Below are 17,575 nucleotides of genomic sequence, written 5' to 3' on the forward strand. Positions count from 1 at the left end.
CGCGCCATCATTGCGTCACCCGCAGATAGGCCAGGTTTTCACCGATCTGGGCGAACACGGCGGAGAGGTCCCCGCCCGTCGTCGCCTCGAAGGCATGCGAAGAATCGGTGGCGCAGTTGGCCATCACGTCCTGCGCACCCTGGATGTCGCCCACGTCGAACGCCACGGTATAGACGCGCACGCTGGGGTCGGCCGCCTTCATCGCATCGCACAGCGCCTCCGCCTGGGTATAGGAGTCCCCATTGGCAGGACTGCAGTTGATCTTGCTGTTCTCGTCACCGCTGCCGCTGGTGGAGATCTGGCTGATCACGCCATTGCAATAGGACGTGTTGAATGCCCCGTCTGTCATCAGTACCACGGCCCGCAGCACATTGGGTTCGTCCGCAGGGGCTGGCTGGCTGGCGGCGGGCCAGGGGCCATTGAACCGGGGGGACACCAGATACCATGCCCAGCCAATGCCCAGATGACCGGCCGTCGAGCCCGCCGCAGGCAGGTCATCAGCGAGGTCGTGCAGCACGGCCTTGTTGTCGGTCAGTGGCAGGATGGTCACGCTCGGGCAGGGATTGGCCGGTGTCGGATAGTTGCGGCCAAGCAACGTTGTGGCTGGCGAAGCATCGTTCAGCCCATTGGTGGTGCGCTCGGTGGCACAGGTGCTGATCGGATGGCGCCGCCAGCTTTCACCGTTGCTGTAGCGGTTTTGAAACAGGTAATATTGGCATCCCGCGGTTACGCAGGCCACTGTGCCGCCCGAGGCATAAGTGCCGAAGTCCTTGTTGACCCGCGACGTTCCGGGCAGAACGAAGCTGCTCGTCGACAGGACCGTGCCGATCTTCCAGACCAGAAAGCGATAGTCGCTGATGCCGTTGGTGTTGTTATTGACCCAATTGTAGTTGGCATTGTCGAAATTCGGGTTGTTGTCGTAGCGCGCATAGCCTGGCACGGGCCAACCCGGAGGACTATAGGTCTTCATCGAACCGGAAGTGGTGCCGACGACGCCCGAAATAAAGGCATTGTCACCGGTAGACAGGCCGTGCCCCGCCGAAGTCACCACCAGCTCGCAGGTCGACACCACGCACTTGGTCGCCCGGCCGGTCGATCCCGAATGGGTACTATAGGAAGTCCCGTTCACGCCTTGCAGCCGGAAGGTATTGGTGTTGGCATTGGCCACAGTGAAGATGGCATTGTTGATTTGCGTCATGCCACTCACGCCGTTGATGTACACCCGGTCGCCGTTCGCAAAGCCGTGGTTGTTCGACGTGATCACCACCGGATTTTGTTTCGTCGCGCCCGTGATCGTCTTGGCCGACCCTGTCGACCAGGACACATTGGTGATGGCCGTAGGCGCGGTGACGGCGCCGCGAATGGTCGCCGCATAGCCGCCGACATTGACACCCATGGAATAGGGCACGATGGCCATCTTGGAGTAGCTCGGTTCCTGTTCGTCCTTGACGACAACGTCAATCAGTTCGCCCAGCGCGCGCTCCAGCGCCTCGATCTTGGCTTCGGTCTCCCAGCCATTGCCGGTAGGCACGCGGTCATTCATCGAACCGGTAATGTCGACAGCCACGGCCACTTCGACATCCAGCGACCCGCGCCGCACCTCCGACTGGATCCGGGCTGGCAACGACTGCACACCCACCAGGCTGACGAAGATCGTCGGCACCGTCATATCGGCGGTGAAGAACAGCGAGCCCAGGTCGGTGTTGATGACGGGCGTCCCAACCGTGATGGTGATGCGGTCGTCGCCGATGCGGTTCACCACAAGGTCTCGAGCCCGGATGCGGATGTCTTCGGTCGTCAGCGTATCGTCAAAGATCTCCGGCTGCAGCGCCAGGGCCGCGGCGTCGAGCGCGAGCTGGCCGCGGTTGCGCGCCTGCTCCAGCGAGACATAGTCCACTACCGCGCCGCCAAGCGCGATCAGCACGATCGCCATCAGGCCGAACAGCACGGCGAAAACGCCACGCTCGTCCCGCCCGAAGCGCGATACCAATGAGAGAAAGCGATGCATGACGCGGGCACCCATAGGTTGTCTGCCCCGATGCGGAGCGTCCCGATCCTGGTGCAAATTCCTTATTAAAGGACCACTACCTTGCTATTAAGTTTGACGCGTCCATAAAGGTCGATCACGTCGGCATTGGTCATGCGGATGCAGCCGGACGACACGTTCTGCCCGATGCTCCAGGGCTCGGTCGTTCCGTGGATGCGATAGAGCGTCGAGCCCAGATAGAGCGCCCGCGCGCCCAGCGGATTGTCCGGCCCGCCCACCATATGGCGCGGCAGGTCCGGCCTGCGCCGCAGCATTTCGGCCGGCGGCGTCCAGCTGGGCCATTCCGCCTTGCGCGTCACCCGGTGCGTGCCGCTCCATTCAAAGCCGCTCTTGGCCACGCCGATGCCATAGCGCAGCGCCCTGCCATCCCCGAGCACGAAATAGAGAAAATGCGCGCGCGTATCGACCACGATCGTGCCGCTGCGCTCGCCGGTCGGATACTGCACCACCTGGCGCAGATAGACCGGATTGACCTGGGCATTGGCCTGCAGCTGCAAGGCATGCCTGGGCTTGCCCTGCACGATGGTCACGCCCGGCGGCGGTGCAAAACGCCAGCCCGGCTGCAACCCCTGTGCCGATGCCGGCACCAGGCTCGATAGGGTAATCACTAGCGCCAGCAGTCCCTTGCCGGCCGTCTTCATTCCGATCATGGCAGCGTCCATCTGTCCTGCCGGCCAATGCCGGCTTGGCTGCAAGAGTGCCGCAGAAGGGCCAATATGGGGTGAATTGGCATGGTTAAGCCATTGATCGCCCTGATGGTTAGCGGAATGCTAAGGCCCTGGTCGGAAGCGGATTCCCTTTGCGCCAGCGCCGGTTTATGGATTGTCCGCGTCAAGGAGCCTGCCCATGTCGATTGCTGCCGTGCCCGATGGTCTGCCGCGTTGCCCCTGGGCGGGCGACGATCCCCTCTACCGGCACTATCATGACCGCGAATGGGGCCGGCCGGTCACCGCCGATACGCGCCTGTTCGAAAAGATCTGCCTTGAAGGCTTCCAGTCCGGCCTCTCCTGGATCACCATCCTGCGCAAGCGCGAACGCTTTCGCGAGGTCTTCCACGGCTTTGACATTGCCAGGGTTGCCGCCATGACCGAGGATGATATCAAGCGCCTGCTGCAGGACACCGGCATCATCCGCCATCGCGGCAAGATCGCGGCCACCATCAACAATGCCAGGCGGGCTTTGGAACTGCAGCAGGAGTTCGGCTCGCTGGCCGCCTATTTCTGGCGCTTCGAAACCCGCCCCGAACATCGCCCCGACGATCTGAGCTGGGATGCGCTGCGCCTGCTCGCCCAGACCGACGCCTCCCGCGCCCTCAGCAAGGATTTGCGCAAGCGCGATTTCAACTTTGTCGGTCCCACCACCTGCTACGCCTTTATGCAGGCCATGGGCCTCGTCAATGACCACGCCGAGACCTGCTTTTGCCGCGACGAGGTCGAGGCGGAGCGCAACGCCCTGGTGCGACCGCGCTAGACAGCCCCCGCCCAACCTGTTGCGATTGCGCAACAATGCGGGCTGCCTGCGTCATCCCGCCACATCTGTTCTTGCAGATCACGGAATCGCGAGCTAGAAGCGAATTGTCCACAACCGCCAACCTGAGGGAGGCAGCTACATGACAGTCATGTTCGTACTCCGCCAGGGTCCCAATCCGCGACATCTCGGCCGAGCCTAGAGCTCCGTCGCCTGCGTCGCCCGGCTCACCAGCCGTGGACACTTTCCTAGCCACCAGACCGTGATGTGCTGAAACCGGGTCGCCTTGCGCCCCCGATTCCATCTCATCTCAAACCCCAACAGAGGCCGGTTCGCGTCTTGGCGCGCCCGGAAACCATCATGACCTATCAGAGCCTTCCCGAGGGCAGCGTCGTTCTGCGCCTCGAATTCTCCATCGCTGACGCCGTCCACCAGCGTGGTCTCTTCGCCGTGCTCGGCGCAGCCATCTCCGCCTGGTGGAGCCGTCCCCGGGTACCGTCGGATCTGCCTGACGACCTTCGGGCCGATGTCGGCCTGCCGTCGCGCGCAAACGCTGCCCACTGGACCGACATCCCCATGCGTTCGGGCATTCCCGATCCGCTGCGAAGGCCCAGCATGTAAACGGCGGGGGTGGCTGGGCTTCGGTCCGCCTCCCCCTCGTCCACCCACATCAGAAGGCCGGTCGGCGTGCGCGTCGCCGGATACCACAATGTCCTATGACCTACTCAAAGAGGGCAGCGTTGCCCTGCGCCTGGAATTCTACGTCACGAGGGCCGTTCACCAACGCGGTCTCCTCGCCGTTCTCCGGCTTGCCGTCGTTGCCTGGTTCAACCGACCTCGCATACCGGACGATCTGCCGGCCAGGCTGCGCGCCGATATGGGTCTGCCGCCCGATACCCGTCCGGTGTATTGGCCAGAGCCATCGGACAATCCCCAGGTCCCGCCACCCATGTGGCGGCCCGGACTATAGGGGCAGGGGAGGCCGGGATGCCTGGTCTCCCCCAAGTCGGGCCGCCTCTGGGTCGCCTGTCTCCAACCCGCGGGTGAAAGCCGGATGGGCGCGTTGGCGCGCCTGTTGTCTCCACAACCCCGATCCGCTAACAACGGCGCGACTTCCAGGAACTGCCAGATGACCGAAAAGACCAAGCTGATCGCCCCGCGTCTGCCGCGCGGCTTCGAGGACCGCACGCCCGGCGAAATCGCCGCGGTGGGCGCCATGATCGACAAGATCAGGAAAGTCTATGAGCGCTATGGTTTCGATCCGGTCGAAACGCCCCTGTTCGAATATACCGAGACCCTCGGCAAGTTCCTGCCCGATACCGACCGGCCCAATGCCGGCGTCTTCTCCCTGCAGGACGACGACGAGCAGTGGATGAGCCTGCGCTACGACCTCACTGCGCCGCTCGCCCGCTACTTTGCCGAGAATTTCGAGACCCTGCCCAAGCCCTACCGCTCCTATCGCCAGGGCTATGTCTTCCGCAACGAAAAGCCCGGCCCGGGCCGCTTCCGCCAGTTCATGCAGTTCGACGCCGATACGGTTGGGGCGGGGGGCCCCGAAGCCGACGCCGAGATGTGCATGATGATGGCCGACGTCATGGATGCGCTGGGGCTTGAGGGCCAGTATGTGGTCCGCGTCAACAACCGCAAGGTGCTTGACGGCGTGCTCGCCACCGCCGGCGTCACGACCGACGAGCAGAAGCTCACCGTGCTGCGCGCCATCGACAAGCTCGACAAGTTCGGCACTGAAGGCGTCAAGCTCCTGCTCGGCGCCGGCCGCAAGGATGAGAGCGGCGACTTCACCAAGGGCGCCGGCCTCTCGCCCGACCAGATCGAACCCCTGCTCGCCTATATCGACAGCGGCACGCCCGCTGCAGGCGTCGAAAAGGGCAGCAATGCCCATGTCGTCGCCACCATCAACACGCTGGCAGGCCTCATCGGCGGCTCCGAAGCCGGCCTTGCGGGCGTGCAGGAACTCGCCTCCATCTTTGGCCTCGTCAGCGCGGCCGGCTTCGGCTCGCGCGTCGTGCTCGACCCCTCCGTCGTCCGTGGCCTCGAATATTATACCGGCCCGGTCTTTGAGATCGAGCTGACCTTCAAGGTGCAGAATGAAAAGGGCCAGGACGTCGTCTTCGGCTCGGTCGGTGGCGGTGGTCGCTATGATGGCCTCGTCTCCCGCTTCCGCCGCGAGCCGGTGCCGGCCACCGGCTTCTCCATCGGCGTCTCCCGTCTCGCCAATGCGCTCAAGCTCACGGGCAATCTCGGCGCCACCGAGCCAGTCGGCCCTGTGGTCGTCCTCGTCATGGACAAGGAGCAGATGGCCCGCTACCAGGCCATGGTCGCCGAACTCCGCAATGCCGGCATCCGCGCCGAAATGTTCCTCGGCAACACGAAGAATTTCGGCAAGCAGGTCGCCTATGCCGACAAGCGCAATTCGCCCGTCGTGATCATCGAAGGCAGCCAGGAGCGCGAGCAGGGTATCCTGCAGATCAAGGACCTGATCGCCGGCAAGCAGGCCGCCGCCGCCATCACCGACAACGCCGAATGGAAAGCCGCCCGCCCCGGCCAGTTCGAGATCAGGCGCGACGAACTCGTCGCCGCCGTCCAGAAGCTGCTGAGCGAGCAATGAACGCTATCGCACGCATCTTGGGTCGGGCCGCCTTCACCTCTCCCCCGGTCAAGGAACACTTCCCATGACCGGCGCCGCCCTCCGCCGTGCCAATCTCGAGGCGCTGGTCGAAGCCCAGGGCGCCACGCGCGCCACGCCGCCTTTGTTGCTGAGCGCCGATCCCTATTTCGATCTCGCCGGCGAGGAGTTTGGCCGCCGCCTGCTGCTGACCACCGACGCGACGGGCGCCGAATACTGCCTGCGTCCCGATTTCACCCTGCCCATCGTCACTGCCTATATCGCCGACGGCGTCGGCCGACCGGCCGCCTTCTCCTATCTCGGCCCCATCTTCCGCCAGCGCGAAACCGGCGCCGCCGAGTTCGACCAGGCCGGCATTGAACTGCTCGCCCAGCCCGATGGCGATGTGGCGCTCGACCAGGTGCTGACCTTTGCCCGCGCCTCCCTCTCCATTTTCGGCGTCGCACCCGATATCCGCCTTGGCGGCGTTGGCCTCTTCGAGGGCCTCCTGGCCCAGGCCGATATGCCCGACGCCTGGCGCCCGCGCATTCGCAACCGCTTCGGCCATACGGAGGCGCTCGATCGTCTCCTGAGCCGGCTCGAGGCAGCGCCCGATGCGGCGCGCGAAAAGCAGCCCAGCCGCAAGGCCCTGGTCGAGTCGGTCACCGAACAGATGGTGGCCGCCGGCCTCAGCCTGTCCGAGGGCCGCTCCCCCGAGGAAATCGCCGACCGCTATCTCGAGCAGCAGGCTCTCGATGCGGCGCAGGTCCCGCCCAGGACGCTGAAGCTGCTGCGCGATTATCTCGCCATTTCGGGGCCGGTATTGCAGGCGCTGACCCGGGTCGAGGCGCTGGCGGCCGAGCACAAGCTGATGCTCGGCGCGCCCATCCGCGCCATCCGCCGCCACCTCAATGGTCTCGGCGAAGCCCGCGTCACTTTCGACGCCAGCTTCTCCCCACGCCTCGATTACTATACCGGCATCGTCTTCGAAATGACTGGACCCAGCGGCGAAATCCTTGCCTCCGGCGGCCAGTATGACCGCCTGCTCGAGCGGCTCGGCGCCACCGCGCCCATCGCCGCCTCCGGGTGCTCGGTCTGGGTCGATCGGCTGGAAGCGGAGGTCCGCCCATGACCGGCATTACCCTTGCCGTGCCCTCCAAGGGGCGCCTTGAAGAACTGACCCGCGAGTGGTTCGCGGCCCGGGGCATGACCATCACCCGCCCGGGCGGCGCGCGCTCCTATCTCGGCGCCATAGAGGGCATGCCCGACATCACCGTGCGCTTCTTCCCGGCCTCCGAGATTGCCCGCGAACTCATTCGCGGCAGCATTGATGTGGGCGTCACCGGTCTCGATCTGATTCACGAAACCAGTGAAAGCGGCCCGGCCAGCGTCTCCATCGCCGGCCAGCTCGGCTTCGGCAATGCCGATGTCGTGGTCGCCGTGCCCGAGGCTTGGATCGACGTCACCCACATGCACGACCTGGCCGACGTCGCCTCCGATTTCCGAAGCCGCCACGGTCGCTGGATGCGGATCGCCACCAAATACATCACCATCACCCGCCAGCATTTCGCCAGCGCCGGCATTGCCGAATACCGCACCGTCGAGAGCCTTGGCGCCACCGAGGCGGCTCCGGCATCGGGCGTTGCCGATATCGTGGTCGACATCACCACCACCGGCTCCACCCTCGCGGCCAATGGACTGCGTGTGCTCGAAGATGGCGTGATGCTGCAGAGCCAGGCCTGCCTTATCGTCTCGCGTACCGCGAAATGGTCGAAGACGAGGACGGCCCGGCTGACCGGCTTTCTCGACCACCTTGGCCTGTCCGCCAGACTCGACAGCTGAGAATTGCCATAGCGCCCCGATTCACGGCACAAGCAGCATTCTGGCCGGGGGGACCACGTGGCCGACGAACTCGAACTGACCATTCTCATGCCCTGCCTCAACGAGGCAGAGACGCTGGCGACCTGCATCCGCAAGGCGCAGGGCTTTCTTGATCGCACCGGCATCGCCGGCGAGATCGTCATCGCCGACAACGGCTCGACCGATGGCTCCCGCCAGATCGCCGAGGGCTTGGGCGCCCGTGTCGTGCCGGTCGATCAGCGCGGCTATGGCGCCGCTCTGGCCGGCGGCATCGAAGCAGCCCGCGGCCGCTTCGTCATCATGGGCGACGCCGACGACAGCTACGACTTTGCCAAGCTCGATGCCTTCGTCGCCCAGCTGCGCGACGGCGCCGATCTTGTCATGGGCAATCGCTTTGCCGGCGGCATCGCGCCCGGAGCCATGCCCTGGCATCACCGCTATATCGGCAATCCGGTGCTGAGCTCCGTCGGTCGGCTGTTCTTCCGCACCCCCATCGGCGATTTCCATTGCGGCCTGCGCGGCTTCTCCCGCGCCGCCGTGCTGGGTCTCAACCTGCGCACCACGGGCATGGAATTCGCCTCCGAAATGGTGGTCAAGGCCACGCTGGCGCATCTCGATCTGCGCGAAGTGCCCACGACCCTCGCCAAGGACGGTCGCTCCCGTCCACCGCATCTGCGCTCGTTCCGCGATGGCTGGCGCCATCTGCGCTTCCTGCTGCTGTTCTCGCCGCGCTGGCTGTTCCTCTATCCCGGCATCGCGCTGCTCGGGCTGGGTCTGCTGGTCGGCGCCGTTCTCCTGCCGGGGCCATTCCGCATCGGCGACGTCTCTTTCGATGTGCATACCTTCCTCGTCGCCGCGCTCTGCATCATCGTCGGCCTGCAGTCGATTTCCTTTGCCATCATCGGCCGCCGCTTTGCCTCCCGCTATGGCTTCATCCCGCGCTCCGGCCATTATGACCGCCTGCTTGAGGCCCTCACGCTCGAGCGCATCCTGCTCATCGCCATTGCCCTCATGCTGGTAGGCCTCGCCGCCCTGGTCTGGGGCGTCAATCAATGGGCCCTCCGCGATTTCGGCCCGCTCAATGCCAGCCGCACCATGCGCCCGGTCATCCTGGCCATGACGGCGCTGGTCACCGGCTTTCAGCTGATGATGAGCGGCTTCATGTCCTCGATGATCAATATCCCGATCTATGAGCGGCGCGTCGCCGAGGCGCCGCCGCCCCAGCCCAATCCCTGACCATCAGGATATTATGCTCGATCCTATCATTCTGCTGGCCCTGGCGGCCGTTGGCATGCTGGCCGGTTTCGTCGACGCCATCGCCGGCGGCGGCGGCATGATTGCGCTGCCGGCCTTGCTTTCGGTCGGGCTGCCGCCCGTGGCGGCGCTTGCCACCAACAAGCTGCAGGGGTCGATCGGCACGGCCATGGCGGCGCTCACTTTCTGGCGGCGCGGCTATGTCTCGCTGCGCGCCCTGCTGCCCGCCGTGCTGTTGACTTTTGCCGGCAGCCTGTCGGGTGCCCTGGTCGTGCGCCAGCTCGATGTCGGCCTGCTTGAGATCGCCGTGCCTGTCGCGCTGATCGGCATCGCGCTCTATTTCCTGTTTGCGCCCAACCTGTCGGACGCCGACAAGGCCGCCCGTCTGCCCTTCGGCCTGTTCGTCCCGGTAATGGGTTTTGCCATTGGCTTTTACGACGGCGTTTTCGGCCCGGGCACCGGCTCGTTCCTCACCATCGGTTTTGTCATGCTGTTCGGCCTGGGCCTGACGCGCGCTTCGGGCAATACCAAGGTCCTCAACCTCACTTCCAACCTGGCGGCGCTGGCGATCTTCATCCCCGCCGGTGACGTTGTCTGGCCGGCGGCCATTGCCATGGCCGTCGGGCAGGTGGTTGGCGGCTATATCGGCGCGCGCACCAGCATCCGCTACGGGGCCAGGGTTATCCGGCCCGTGGTGGTCGTGGTGTCGATCGCGCTGGCCTTGCGGCTGCTGTTTTTCTGATCGTCAGGCCGGGTCGAGCCCGGCGGCCGCGCGCAGGGCGGCGTTGATGCGCTCCTGCCAGCCGGGGCCCTCATCCTGGAAATGCTCCAGCACGGCGCGGTCGAGCCGCAGCGTCACCATCTCTCGGCCCTCCGGCGCGGCGACCGGCTTGCGCGGCGCCTCCGCCGGCTTGCTGGTTACGCTCTTGAAGGCAGCCTCCGCCTGGTCATAGGCGCTGCCACGTCGGGGTGTCCGCATCGAATCCTCACTGGGTGATCCATCCAGTCTAGCGCCCTGCGTCGACGAGAAAAAGGCGCAGTGTTTCCACTGCGCCTTTCTCGTGAAGTTCGTGACTGGGAAGAAACGAACTCCAAAGCTTTCGGGTCGGACTTCTTAGAAGTCCATGCCACCCATGCCGCCCATGCCGCCGCCGCCCGGCATTGCCGGTGCTGCGTCCTTGGGAGCCTCGACGATGAGGGCTTCCGTGGTGATCAGCAGCGAAGCAACCGAAGCCGCGTCCTGCAGGGCGGTGCGAACCACCTTCACCGGGTCGATGACACCCAGGGCGACGAGATCGCCATATTCACCGGTTGCGGCATTGTAGCCGAAGGTGATCGAGCTGTTCTCGAGGATCTTGCCCACGACCACGGAGCCTTCGGCACCGGCATTGTTGGCGATCGTGCGCACGGGCTCCTGCAGAGCGCGCTTGACGATGGCAATGCCAGCGTCCTGGTCGGCGTTGGCGCCCTTGACCTTCATGTTGCTCGAAGCGCGCAGCAGGGCCACGCCACCACCAGCAACGATGCCTTCTTCAACGGCGGCGCGGGTTGCGTTCAGCGCGTCGTCGACGCGGTCCTTGCGCTCCTTGACTTCGACTTCCGTCGAGCCGCCGACCTTGATCACCGCAACGCCACCGGCCAGCTTGGCCAGACGTTCCTGCAGCTTTTCCTTGTCGTAGTCCGAAGTGGTCTCTTCGATCTGCGCCTTGATCTGGCCAACGCGGCCCTGGATGTCTTCGGCCGAACCGGCGCCATCCACGATCGTGGTGTTTTCCTTGGTGATTTCGACGCGCTTGGCAGTGCCCAGCATGTCGATGGTCACGTTCTCGAGCTTGATGCCGAGATCTTCCGAGATGACCTGGCCACCGGTCAGGATGGCGATGTCTTCCAGCATGGCCTTGCGGCGATCGCCGAAGCCCGGAGCCTTGACGGCAGCGACCTTGAGGCCGCCACGCAGACGGTTGACGACGAGGGTCGCGAGAGCCTCACCTTCAATGTCTTCGGCAATGATCAGCAGCGGGCGCTGCGACTGCACGACCGATTCCAGAATCGGCAGGATGGCCTGGAGGTTGCTGAGCTTCTTCTCGTGCAGCAGGATCACGGGATCCTCGAGCACGGCAGTCATCTTCTCGGCATTGGTCACGAAGTAGGGCGAGAGGTAGCCGCGGTCGAACTGCATGCCTTCAACGACATCGAGTTCGGTCTCGGCGGTCTTGGCTTCCTCGACGGTGATGACACCCTCGTTGCCGACCTTCTGCATGGCTTCGGCAATCATGTCGCCGATGGCGGATTCGCCGTTGGCCGAGATGGTGCCGACCTGAGCGACTTCCGAAGACGACTTGATCTTGGACGAAGCGGCCTTGAGCGAAGCGACGACTTCTTCGACAGCGAGGTCGATACCGCGCTTGAGATCCATCGGGTTGAAGCCGGCGGCAACAGCCTTGACGCCTTCGACGACGATGGCCTGGCCGAGCACGGTCGCGGTGGTGGTGCCGTCACCGGCAATGTCGTTGGTCTTGGAGGCGACCGAACGCAGCAGCTGGGCGCCCAGGTTCTCGAACTTGTCTTCCAGTTCGATTTCCTTGGCGACGGTGACGCCGTCCTTGGTGATGCGCGGGGCGCCGAACGACTTTTCGATGACGACGTTACGACCCTTTGGGCCGAGGGTCACCTTGACCGCATTGGCCAGGATGTTGACGCCGCGCAGCATCTTGTCGCGGGCTTCGGTGGAGAACTTTACTTCTTTGGCAGCCATGTGAGGCGCTCCTTAAAGTGTAATGGAAACGAATGGGATCGAAGAAGGCGATCAGCCTTCGATGATGCCCATGATGTCGGATTCCTTCATGATCAGCAGGTCTTCACCGTCGACCTTGACCTCGGTGCCGCTCCACTTGCCAAACAGCACGCGGTCGCCGGCCTTCACGTCGGGGGTGATGTACTTGCCATCTTCGTCGCGGGCGCCCGGGCCCACGGCAACAATCACGCCCTCGGAGGGCTTTTCCTTGGCGGTGTCGGGAATGATGATCCCGCCTTTGGTCTTTTCTTCGCTGTCGAGACGACGGACGACCACGCGGTCGTGCAGGGGACGGAAGCTCATGATTGCTCCTATGGCATCAAGCTGAAATGCAATTTCGCACTGTTAGCACTCACGATTGTAGAGTGCTAACAGGGTGACGGGGATATATGGCTGGGCCTGTGCGGAGTCAAGGTCGGGTGAACCCGCTTTCCTCTCGCGCGTTGTCTCCGCAGGCTTCAATCTCATCACTGGCAGGACAACATGACGCGTCAATGTCTGGACAAGGATATCAAGATCAACCCCGCCAAGGGCCGGGTCCATGTAGTGTTCGACGACGCCGAAATCGGCAGTTCGCTGAACGCGCTGGAAGTCCACGAACCGGGCGAGCCATTGCGCATCTACCTGCCGCGCGAGGATGTGCGGGAGGACATCCTCGAGCTCTCCGAGACCCGCACAACCTGTCCCTACAAGGGCGAGGCGCATTACTACACACTCAAGACACTCACTGCCGACGGCCCGGACCAGGCCTGGTACTATCCCGATCCATGCCCCCTGGTTGAACCGATCCGCGATCACCTCGCCTTCCGCGGCGACCGCATCGAATATCGCTACTCCGACGTCTAGGCGTGCCAAGACGCCGCCTCTGACGCGGTTTTCATGATGGACGGACCCCGAGGCGCCTATCGCCTCTGGAAATTAAAAAACGAGACGACAGCCGCCTCGGGGTGCCGGTTTTTGGAACAGTCCCGGTTATCGCGCAGCATGATCGCTCGCCATGCTGCGGCCAGGTCTCGAACCTGCGCGAGAGGCAAAACCCGCGCCCGGCTCACCCCGCCACTGTTCGCCTGCAGGCCGCCCGTGCGGAGTGATGGCGATAATTGTGCCACAGGTTTTGCGGGCGGGGATAAGTGGGGGAAGAGCGACGAAGGGCTGAGTTCGGCCAACGACCTCCCACCCTTGATCCCCCTGCAAGGGGGAGGGTGTCGACTGAAACACCTCTGCCTTCAAACCTCGATCGGCAGGTGGAGACGGCACCATGCCACCACACCTGATGTCATCCCGGCCTTGCTCCGGGACCATTCCGATTTGCGTCGGTCGAGCACCGATCCACCCTGCCGCTGCGGCACGTCTCCTGGAAGGCCACGGCTGAGGGCCGGAGTGACACCGCGGGATCGCCCTCAGAGCTCCGCCAATGCTGTTTCGCCACTTTTCCCCTTCCACGCCGCGCCAAGCTGCGCCATAAGGCACACATGACCCAGGACAACACCCTTCAGATCAAGCTGCGCCTCAAGGGCGGCAGCGGCCCAAATGCAAACTGGCATTGGGAAATCCACGACGCGGCCGGCAAGGTCGTCAAGACCGGCAGTGCTGTCGGCCCCGAGCATAAGGCATTCGCCACTGCGCGCATCGCCAAGGAAAAGCTCGAAACCGCCAAGAGCTGACGCAGTTCTGCCGGGCGGTGCCCGCCCAGCATCGAGAGCCTCGTGACCAGTCCCAAGCCGGCCCACCCGACCAGCCCTGCGCAATATGCGGGCGGGCCGTTGCGCGGCATTGTCCTCAAGGTGCTGTCGGTCTGCTGTTTCGTGGTCATGGCCACGCTGCTCAAGGCCACCGAGACGGTTCCGGCGGGCGAGCTGGTCTTCTTCCGCTGCTTTTTCGCCATTCTGCCGGTGGTGTTCTATCTCGCCTGGCGCCGGCAATTGACCAGTGCACTGCATACACGCAACCCCTGGGGACACGTGCTCCGGGCGTTTATCGGCGTGTCCGCCATGGGGCTGGGCTTTTTTGCCCTGACCCGGCTGCCGCTGCCCGAAACAACCGCCATCAGCTATGCCACGCCGCTGCTGATCGTCGTGTTCAGCGCCTTGCTGCTCAAGGAGCGCGTGCATGTATTCCGCTGGACGGCCGTGCTGGTCGGCCTTGTCGGCGTCGTCATCATCCTCTGGCCGCGCCTGACCGTGTTTTCCGGCGGGGATGCCCTGGGCGATGCCGCGACGGTTGGCGCCATAGCCTGCTTCGTCGCGGCGATATTCTCGGCCTTTGCCATGATGCAGGTGCGCAAGCTGGTGCAGACCGAGCGCACCGAAGCCATCGTGATCTACTTCTTCATCTGCGCGACGCTGCTCTCGCTGCTCACCATCCCATTCGGCTGGGTCTGGCCCGACCCCGGGCAATGGCTGCTGCTGATCGTGGCCGGATTTGCCGGCGGCATCGGCCAGCTGCTGCTGACCTCCTGTTACCGCTATGCCGACATGTCGGTGATCGCGCCCTTCGAATATGTCTCGCTGATCCTGACCATCATCCTGGGCCTCGTGGTCTTTGCCGAAGTCCCCACGCTCAGCATGATTTTCGGCGCCACGATCATCGTCGCCTCCGGCATCGCCGTGATCCTGCGCGAACACTATCTGGGCCTCGACCGCGTCAAGGCCCGCGAGGCCAACACGCCCTAGCTTGCCGCGGCCATCTCGGCCCAGCCCTGTCGCTTGCGGTAGATGGTGGAGGGGCTGATTTCGAGGGCGGCGGCGGCCAGCGAGACATTGCCGCCGAAGCTGGCAATGGCGTCCTCGATAATGCGCTGCTCCTGCTGCCACATGGGCAGGATGGGCTGGCGCCGCTCTGCCCGCGGCGTCGGCTCGGATGCGGCGACGACGCCACGCGATTCGATATCGGCGGCGCTGAGCATGGGCATGGTGATTTCGCCGCCGTCGCACATCACCACCAACCGGCGCACCAGGTTCTGCAGCTGGCGCACATTGCCGGGCCATTCCGCCGAGGTCAGCAGGCTCGCTACTTCCGGGGAGAAGCCGCTGAAACGCTTGTGTTCCTCGGCGGCGTATAGCGCCAGGAAGTGGCGGGCGAGCACCATGATGTCGGTCGGCCGCTGCCGCAGCGGCGGCAGGTGGATCGGCAGCACATGCAGCCGATAGAACAGATCCTCGCGGAACCTCTTCTCGGTAATGAGCTGCATCGGATTGCGGTTGGTGGCGCAGATCACGCGCACATCGACATGCCGCACGCCTGATTCGCCGACACGGCTCAGCGTGCCGGTCTGCAGGAACCGCAACAGCTTGGACTGCAGGGAGAGGTCCATCTCGCCGATTTCGTCGAGGAACAGCGTGCCGCCATCGGCCAGCTCGGCCGCGCCCTTGCGGTCCTCATGCGCGCCGGTGAAGGCGCCGCGCGCCACGCCGAACAGTTCGCTTTCCATCAGGTCGCGCGGAATCGCCGCGCAGTTGATCGCCACGAGGCGCTTGCCAAAGCGCGGCCCCTCGGCATGCAGGGCCTCGGCGCAGACATCCTTGCCGGTGCCGCTTTCCCCGGTGATGAAGACCGGCGCCGACGAGGTTGCGATGCGGCCGATCTGCTCATAGACGAACTGCATGGCGCTCGAGGCGCCGATGAAGCCGGCAAAATCGGCTCGGCCGGCATTGCGCGGCTCGATGCTCAGCGCCCTTGCCTTGCCGTGGCGCTGCGCCAGTTCGCCGATGCGGGCCGCCATGGCCGGGCCGCTGACCGGCTTGACCACATAATCATGCGCTCCGGCGCGCATGGCGCCGACCGCAGCCGATACCGAGGCGCCATCGGACAGCGCCACGACCAGCGCGCCATCGGCCAGCCGCACGAGGCGCCCCACGGCATCATCGCTGCGTTCGCTGAGGTCGTGCAGGCTCGACAGGTCCGCCAGGACGATATCAAAGCCCGTATCGCGCAGCAGTTCGGCCGCGTGCCGCCCGCCCGCCGCAACGGTGATGCGCAGGCTGCCGCCCAGGCTTTGGGTAAGCGTCTCTGCCACCAGCGGCGCGCCAGCATCGTCGCCGTCGATCAGCAATAGCCGACCAAATGGCTCGCCGTCGCTTCGAGTGTGCATCGCCATGCGGCCCAGTCCTTGCGTTGGGATAAATCACTATGCCGGTTGTCTGCCGCCGCCGCGGCTTCCCCGGTGTTCTGGCGATTGTTCCCCAACAGGGTAAATAATCCGTTCCGGATCGTCGCAATTTGCACAATGGGGCCACAGACTTGCCGCTTGCTCGCCAAGCAGTCTGCCTATTAAGTCTGCCGCCATGCAGAACTTTTCTCCCGCCAATGTTCATGAGCCGCTGGCGCGCGGATTCGCACAGTCCGGTGTCCGCATTGCCAATGAGCGCGCCGTGCTGACGCTGATCGCCATGAATGCCGGCGCCTCCAACGCCGAGCTGGCCCGCCTGTCGGGCCTGGGGCCGCAGACCACCTCGCGCATCGTCGCCGACCTGGAGGCGCGCGAACTGGTCATGCGCGGCGAGGTGCTGCGCGGCCGCCGCGGTCAGCCGGCCACGCCGCTGTTTCTCAATCCCGACGGCGCCTATGTCATAGGCGTCGAAATCGGCTGGCGCCATTTCGAGGTGCTGCTGCTGGCCATGTCGGGCAAGACCCTGGCGAGCATCCGCCGCAGCTACGACTATCCCGATGTCGACACGATCTTTGAGGAAGTCAGCGCCGAGATCGCCACGCTCCGCGCCGGCATGAGCGACATCCAGACCAGCCGCCTCACCGGCATCGGCGTCGCCAGCCCCAGCCACATGGAAAACAATGTCGAGCGCCTCGGCGCCCCCATCGGCCATGCGGAGCGCTGGCGCGGCGTCGATATTGCCCGCAGGCTAGCCGGCCGCACGGGCCTCGATGCTTTCTGGATCAACGATGGCAGCGCCGCCTGCTGGAGCGAGTGGCTCGCCCTCAAAAGCCCGCGGCCGATGGGCTTTGCGGCCTTCCATATCGGCACCTATGTCGGCGCCGGCATCGCCAATGAAGGCACCGTGTGGGAAGGGCGGACCGGCAATGCCGCCAATCTGGGTGCCATCATGGTGCCCGACGCCAATGGCCAACCCACCGGCGTCTACAATATTGCGTCCATGGTCGCGCTGCAGCAGCGGCTGGAACAGGCCGGCCGCCGGCTGCCGCCGGGCAATCCGCTGAACTGGGACTGGTCTGCCCTTGAGCCGGTGGCCGAGGCCTGGCTCGACGATGCGGGCCGGGCGCTGGCTACGGCCGTGGTGAGCACGCGCGCCGTGATCGAGCTTGATCTGATCGTCATCGACGGCATCATGCCCCGCGCGGTGGTGCGCCAGCTGGTCGACCGGGTCACCCATTACCTGGCGCTGCTGCCGGTCTATGGCGAGCGGCCGGTGGTTGCCATGGGCCATCTCGGCGGCGCGGCGGCCGCGACCGGCGCGGCGCAGATGATGCTGTTCCGGCGCTATTTCTCGCGGGCCTGGAATCTCTTTGCCACCTGAAGCGGCGAAATAGGCTTGGGAGAGCGCAGGTTGCGCGCTTT

General features: G+C 64.8%; 17 protein-coding genes. 11 read left to right on the plus strand and 6 right to left on the minus strand.

The window, feature by feature from the left end:
* Positions 1-7: 7 nt before the first annotated feature.
* The gene (locus ACLI1C_RS05025) at positions 8-2,008 is read right to left on the minus strand and encodes a ubiquitin-activating E1 FCCH domain-containing protein (protein WP_411395760.1); all 2,001 of its coding nucleotides are present in this window, start codon (positions 2,006-2,008) and stop codon (positions 8-10) included.
* Positions 2,009-2,073: 65 nt separating this feature from the next.
* Positions 2,074-2,697, minus strand: coding sequence for a L,D-transpeptidase (locus tag ACLI1C_RS05030; RefSeq protein WP_411395761.1), 624 nt, complete (start codon positions 2,695-2,697; stop codon positions 2,074-2,076).
* A gap of 196 nt (positions 2,698-2,893) precedes the next feature.
* Here ACLI1C_RS05030 and ACLI1C_RS05035 point away from each other — a divergent pair, with 196 nt between their 5' ends.
* From ACLI1C_RS05035 to ACLI1C_RS05065, 7 genes are all read left to right on the plus strand, one after another.
* Positions 2,894-3,517 carry a DNA-3-methyladenine glycosylase I gene (locus tag ACLI1C_RS05035; protein WP_411395762.1) on the plus strand — a complete coding sequence of 208 codons (624 nt, stop codon included), beginning with the start codon at positions 2,894-2,896 and terminating at the stop codon, positions 3,515-3,517.
* A gap of 357 nt (positions 3,518-3,874) precedes the next feature.
* A complete protein-coding gene (locus ACLI1C_RS05040) occupies positions 3,875-4,135 on the plus strand; it encodes a hypothetical protein (RefSeq protein WP_411395763.1) in 261 nt (86 codons plus the stop codon).
* A 508-nt stretch (positions 4,136-4,643) separates the two neighbouring features.
* Complete coding sequence (hisS, locus tag ACLI1C_RS05045; protein WP_411395764.1) at positions 4,644-6,140, plus strand: histidine--tRNA ligase; 1,497 nt, start codon at positions 4,644-4,646, stop codon at positions 6,138-6,140.
* Positions 6,141-6,204: 64 nt separating this feature from the next.
* Complete coding sequence (locus ACLI1C_RS05050) at positions 6,205-7,269, plus strand: ATP phosphoribosyltransferase regulatory subunit (RefSeq protein WP_411395765.1); 1,065 nt, start codon at positions 6,205-6,207, stop codon at positions 7,267-7,269.
* Positions 7,266-7,979: an ATP phosphoribosyltransferase gene (hisG, locus tag ACLI1C_RS05055; protein WP_411395767.1), complete on the plus strand. Its 714-nt coding sequence runs from the start codon at positions 7,266-7,268 to the stop codon at positions 7,977-7,979. Before ACLI1C_RS05050 ends, hisG begins: the two co-directional genes overlap by 4 nt.
* A 57-nt stretch (positions 7,980-8,036) precedes the next feature.
* Entirely contained in the window at positions 8,037-9,233 is a 1,197-nt protein-coding gene (locus ACLI1C_RS05060) for a glycosyltransferase family 2 protein (protein ID WP_411395769.1), read from the plus strand.
* A 13-nt stretch (positions 9,234-9,246) separates the two neighbouring features.
* Positions 9,247-9,993 (plus strand): TSUP family transporter, encoded by a 747-nt coding sequence (locus tag ACLI1C_RS05065; protein WP_411395770.1) that lies wholly within the window; start codon positions 9,247-9,249, stop codon positions 9,991-9,993.
* 3 nt (positions 9,994-9,996) lie between these two features.
* On the opposite strand, the gene ACLI1C_RS05070 is transcribed toward ACLI1C_RS05065, so the two are convergent.
* The 3 genes from ACLI1C_RS05070 to groES all read right to left on the minus strand — a co-directional run bounded on the left by ACLI1C_RS05070 (position 9,997) and on the right by groES (position 12,348).
* Entirely contained in the window at positions 9,997-10,230 is a 234-nt protein-coding gene (locus tag ACLI1C_RS05070; RefSeq protein WP_411395771.1) for a BrnA antitoxin family protein, read from the minus strand.
* Positions 10,231-10,365: 135 nt separating this feature from the next.
* Positions 10,366-12,006 (minus strand): chaperonin GroEL, encoded by a 1,641-nt coding sequence (groL, locus tag ACLI1C_RS05075; RefSeq protein WP_411395772.1) that lies wholly within the window; start codon positions 12,004-12,006, stop codon positions 10,366-10,368.
* 51 nt (positions 12,007-12,057) lie between these two features.
* Complete coding sequence (gene groES, locus ACLI1C_RS05080; RefSeq protein ID WP_332691199.1) at positions 12,058-12,348, minus strand: co-chaperone GroES; 291 nt, start codon at positions 12,346-12,348, stop codon at positions 12,058-12,060.
* A 180-nt stretch (positions 12,349-12,528) separates the two neighbouring features.
* On the opposite strand from groES, the gene ACLI1C_RS05085 reads away from it, so the two are divergent.
* The 3 genes from ACLI1C_RS05085 (at position 12,529) to ACLI1C_RS05095 (ending at position 14,717) form a co-directional block, all read left to right on the plus strand.
* Positions 12,529-12,891 carry a DUF427 domain-containing protein gene (locus ACLI1C_RS05085; RefSeq protein ID WP_411395773.1) on the plus strand — a complete coding sequence of 121 codons (363 nt, stop codon included), beginning with the start codon at positions 12,529-12,531 and terminating at the stop codon, positions 12,889-12,891.
* Positions 12,892-13,517: 626 nt separating this feature from the next.
* Entirely contained in the window at positions 13,518-13,709 is a 192-nt protein-coding gene (locus tag ACLI1C_RS05090; RefSeq protein WP_411395774.1) for a hypothetical protein, read from the plus strand.
* A 42-nt stretch (positions 13,710-13,751) separates the two neighbouring features.
* Positions 13,752-14,717, plus strand: coding sequence for a DMT family transporter (locus ACLI1C_RS05095; protein WP_411395775.1), 966 nt, complete (start codon positions 13,752-13,754; stop codon positions 14,715-14,717).
* On the opposite strand, the gene ACLI1C_RS05100 is transcribed toward ACLI1C_RS05095, so the two are convergent.
* On the minus strand, positions 14,714-16,141 hold the full coding sequence (locus ACLI1C_RS05100) for a sigma 54-interacting transcriptional regulator (protein WP_411395776.1): 1,428 nt from the start codon (positions 16,139-16,141) through the stop codon (positions 14,714-14,716). The two genes, ACLI1C_RS05095 and ACLI1C_RS05100, sit on opposite strands and share 4 nt — an antisense overlap.
* Positions 16,142-16,328: 187 nt before the next feature.
* Here ACLI1C_RS05100 and ACLI1C_RS05105 point away from each other — a divergent pair, with 187 nt between their 5' ends.
* Positions 16,329-17,534: an ROK family transcriptional regulator gene (locus ACLI1C_RS05105; RefSeq protein WP_411395777.1), complete on the plus strand. Its 1,206-nt coding sequence runs from the start codon at positions 16,329-16,331 to the stop codon at positions 17,532-17,534.
* Positions 17,535-17,575 lie beyond the last annotated feature (41 nt).

The sequence above is a fragment of the Devosia sp. XGJD_8 genome (genome assembly GCF_046614475.1).
In the GTDB taxonomy this organism is placed as follows: domain Bacteria; phylum Pseudomonadota; class Alphaproteobacteria; order Rhizobiales; family Devosiaceae; genus Devosia.

Bases quoted from the DNA above. Each gene is read 5' to 3' on its own strand.
- hisS (WP_411395764.1), top strand. From the start codon at position 4,644: ATGACCGAAAAGACCAAGCTGATCGCCCCGCGTCTGCCGCGCGGCTTC.
- groES (WP_332691199.1), bottom strand. From the start codon at position 12,348: ATGAGCTTCCGTCCCCTGCACGACCGCGTGGTCGTCCGTCGTCTCGAC.
- ACLI1C_RS05090 (WP_411395774.1), top strand. From the start codon at position 13,518: ATGACCCAGGACAACACCCTTCAGATCAAGCTGCGCCTCAAGGGCGGC.
- ACLI1C_RS05100 (WP_411395776.1), bottom strand. From the start codon at position 16,141: ATGGCGATGCACACTCGAAGCGACGGCGAGCCATTTGGTCGGCTATTG.
- ACLI1C_RS05085 (WP_411395773.1), top strand. From the start codon at position 12,529: ATGACGCGTCAATGTCTGGACAAGGATATCAAGATCAACCCCGCCAAG.
- ACLI1C_RS05035 (WP_411395762.1), top strand. From the start codon at position 2,894: ATGTCGATTGCTGCCGTGCCCGATGGTCTGCCGCGTTGCCCCTGGGCG.
- ACLI1C_RS05050 (WP_411395765.1), top strand. From the start codon at position 6,205: ATGACCGGCGCCGCCCTCCGCCGTGCCAATCTCGAGGCGCTGGTCGAA.
- ACLI1C_RS05030 (WP_411395761.1), bottom strand. From the start codon at position 2,697: ATGATCGGAATGAAGACGGCCGGCAAGGGACTGCTGGCGCTAGTGATT.
- groL (WP_411395772.1), bottom strand. From the start codon at position 12,006: ATGGCTGCCAAAGAAGTAAAGTTCTCCACCGAAGCCCGCGACAAGATG.
- ACLI1C_RS05065 (WP_411395770.1), top strand. From the start codon at position 9,247: ATGCTCGATCCTATCATTCTGCTGGCCCTGGCGGCCGTTGGCATGCTG.
- ACLI1C_RS05070 (WP_411395771.1), bottom strand. From the start codon at position 10,230: ATGCGGACACCCCGACGTGGCAGCGCCTATGACCAGGCGGAGGCTGCC.
- ACLI1C_RS05040 (WP_411395763.1), top strand. From the start codon at position 3,875: ATGACCTATCAGAGCCTTCCCGAGGGCAGCGTCGTTCTGCGCCTCGAA.
- hisG (WP_411395767.1), top strand. From the start codon at position 7,266: ATGACCGGCATTACCCTTGCCGTGCCCTCCAAGGGGCGCCTTGAAGAA.
- ACLI1C_RS05025 (WP_411395760.1), bottom strand. From the start codon at position 2,008: ATGCATCGCTTTCTCTCATTGGTATCGCGCTTCGGGCGGGACGAGCGT.
- ACLI1C_RS05105 (WP_411395777.1), top strand. From the start codon at position 16,329: ATGCAGAACTTTTCTCCCGCCAATGTTCATGAGCCGCTGGCGCGCGGA.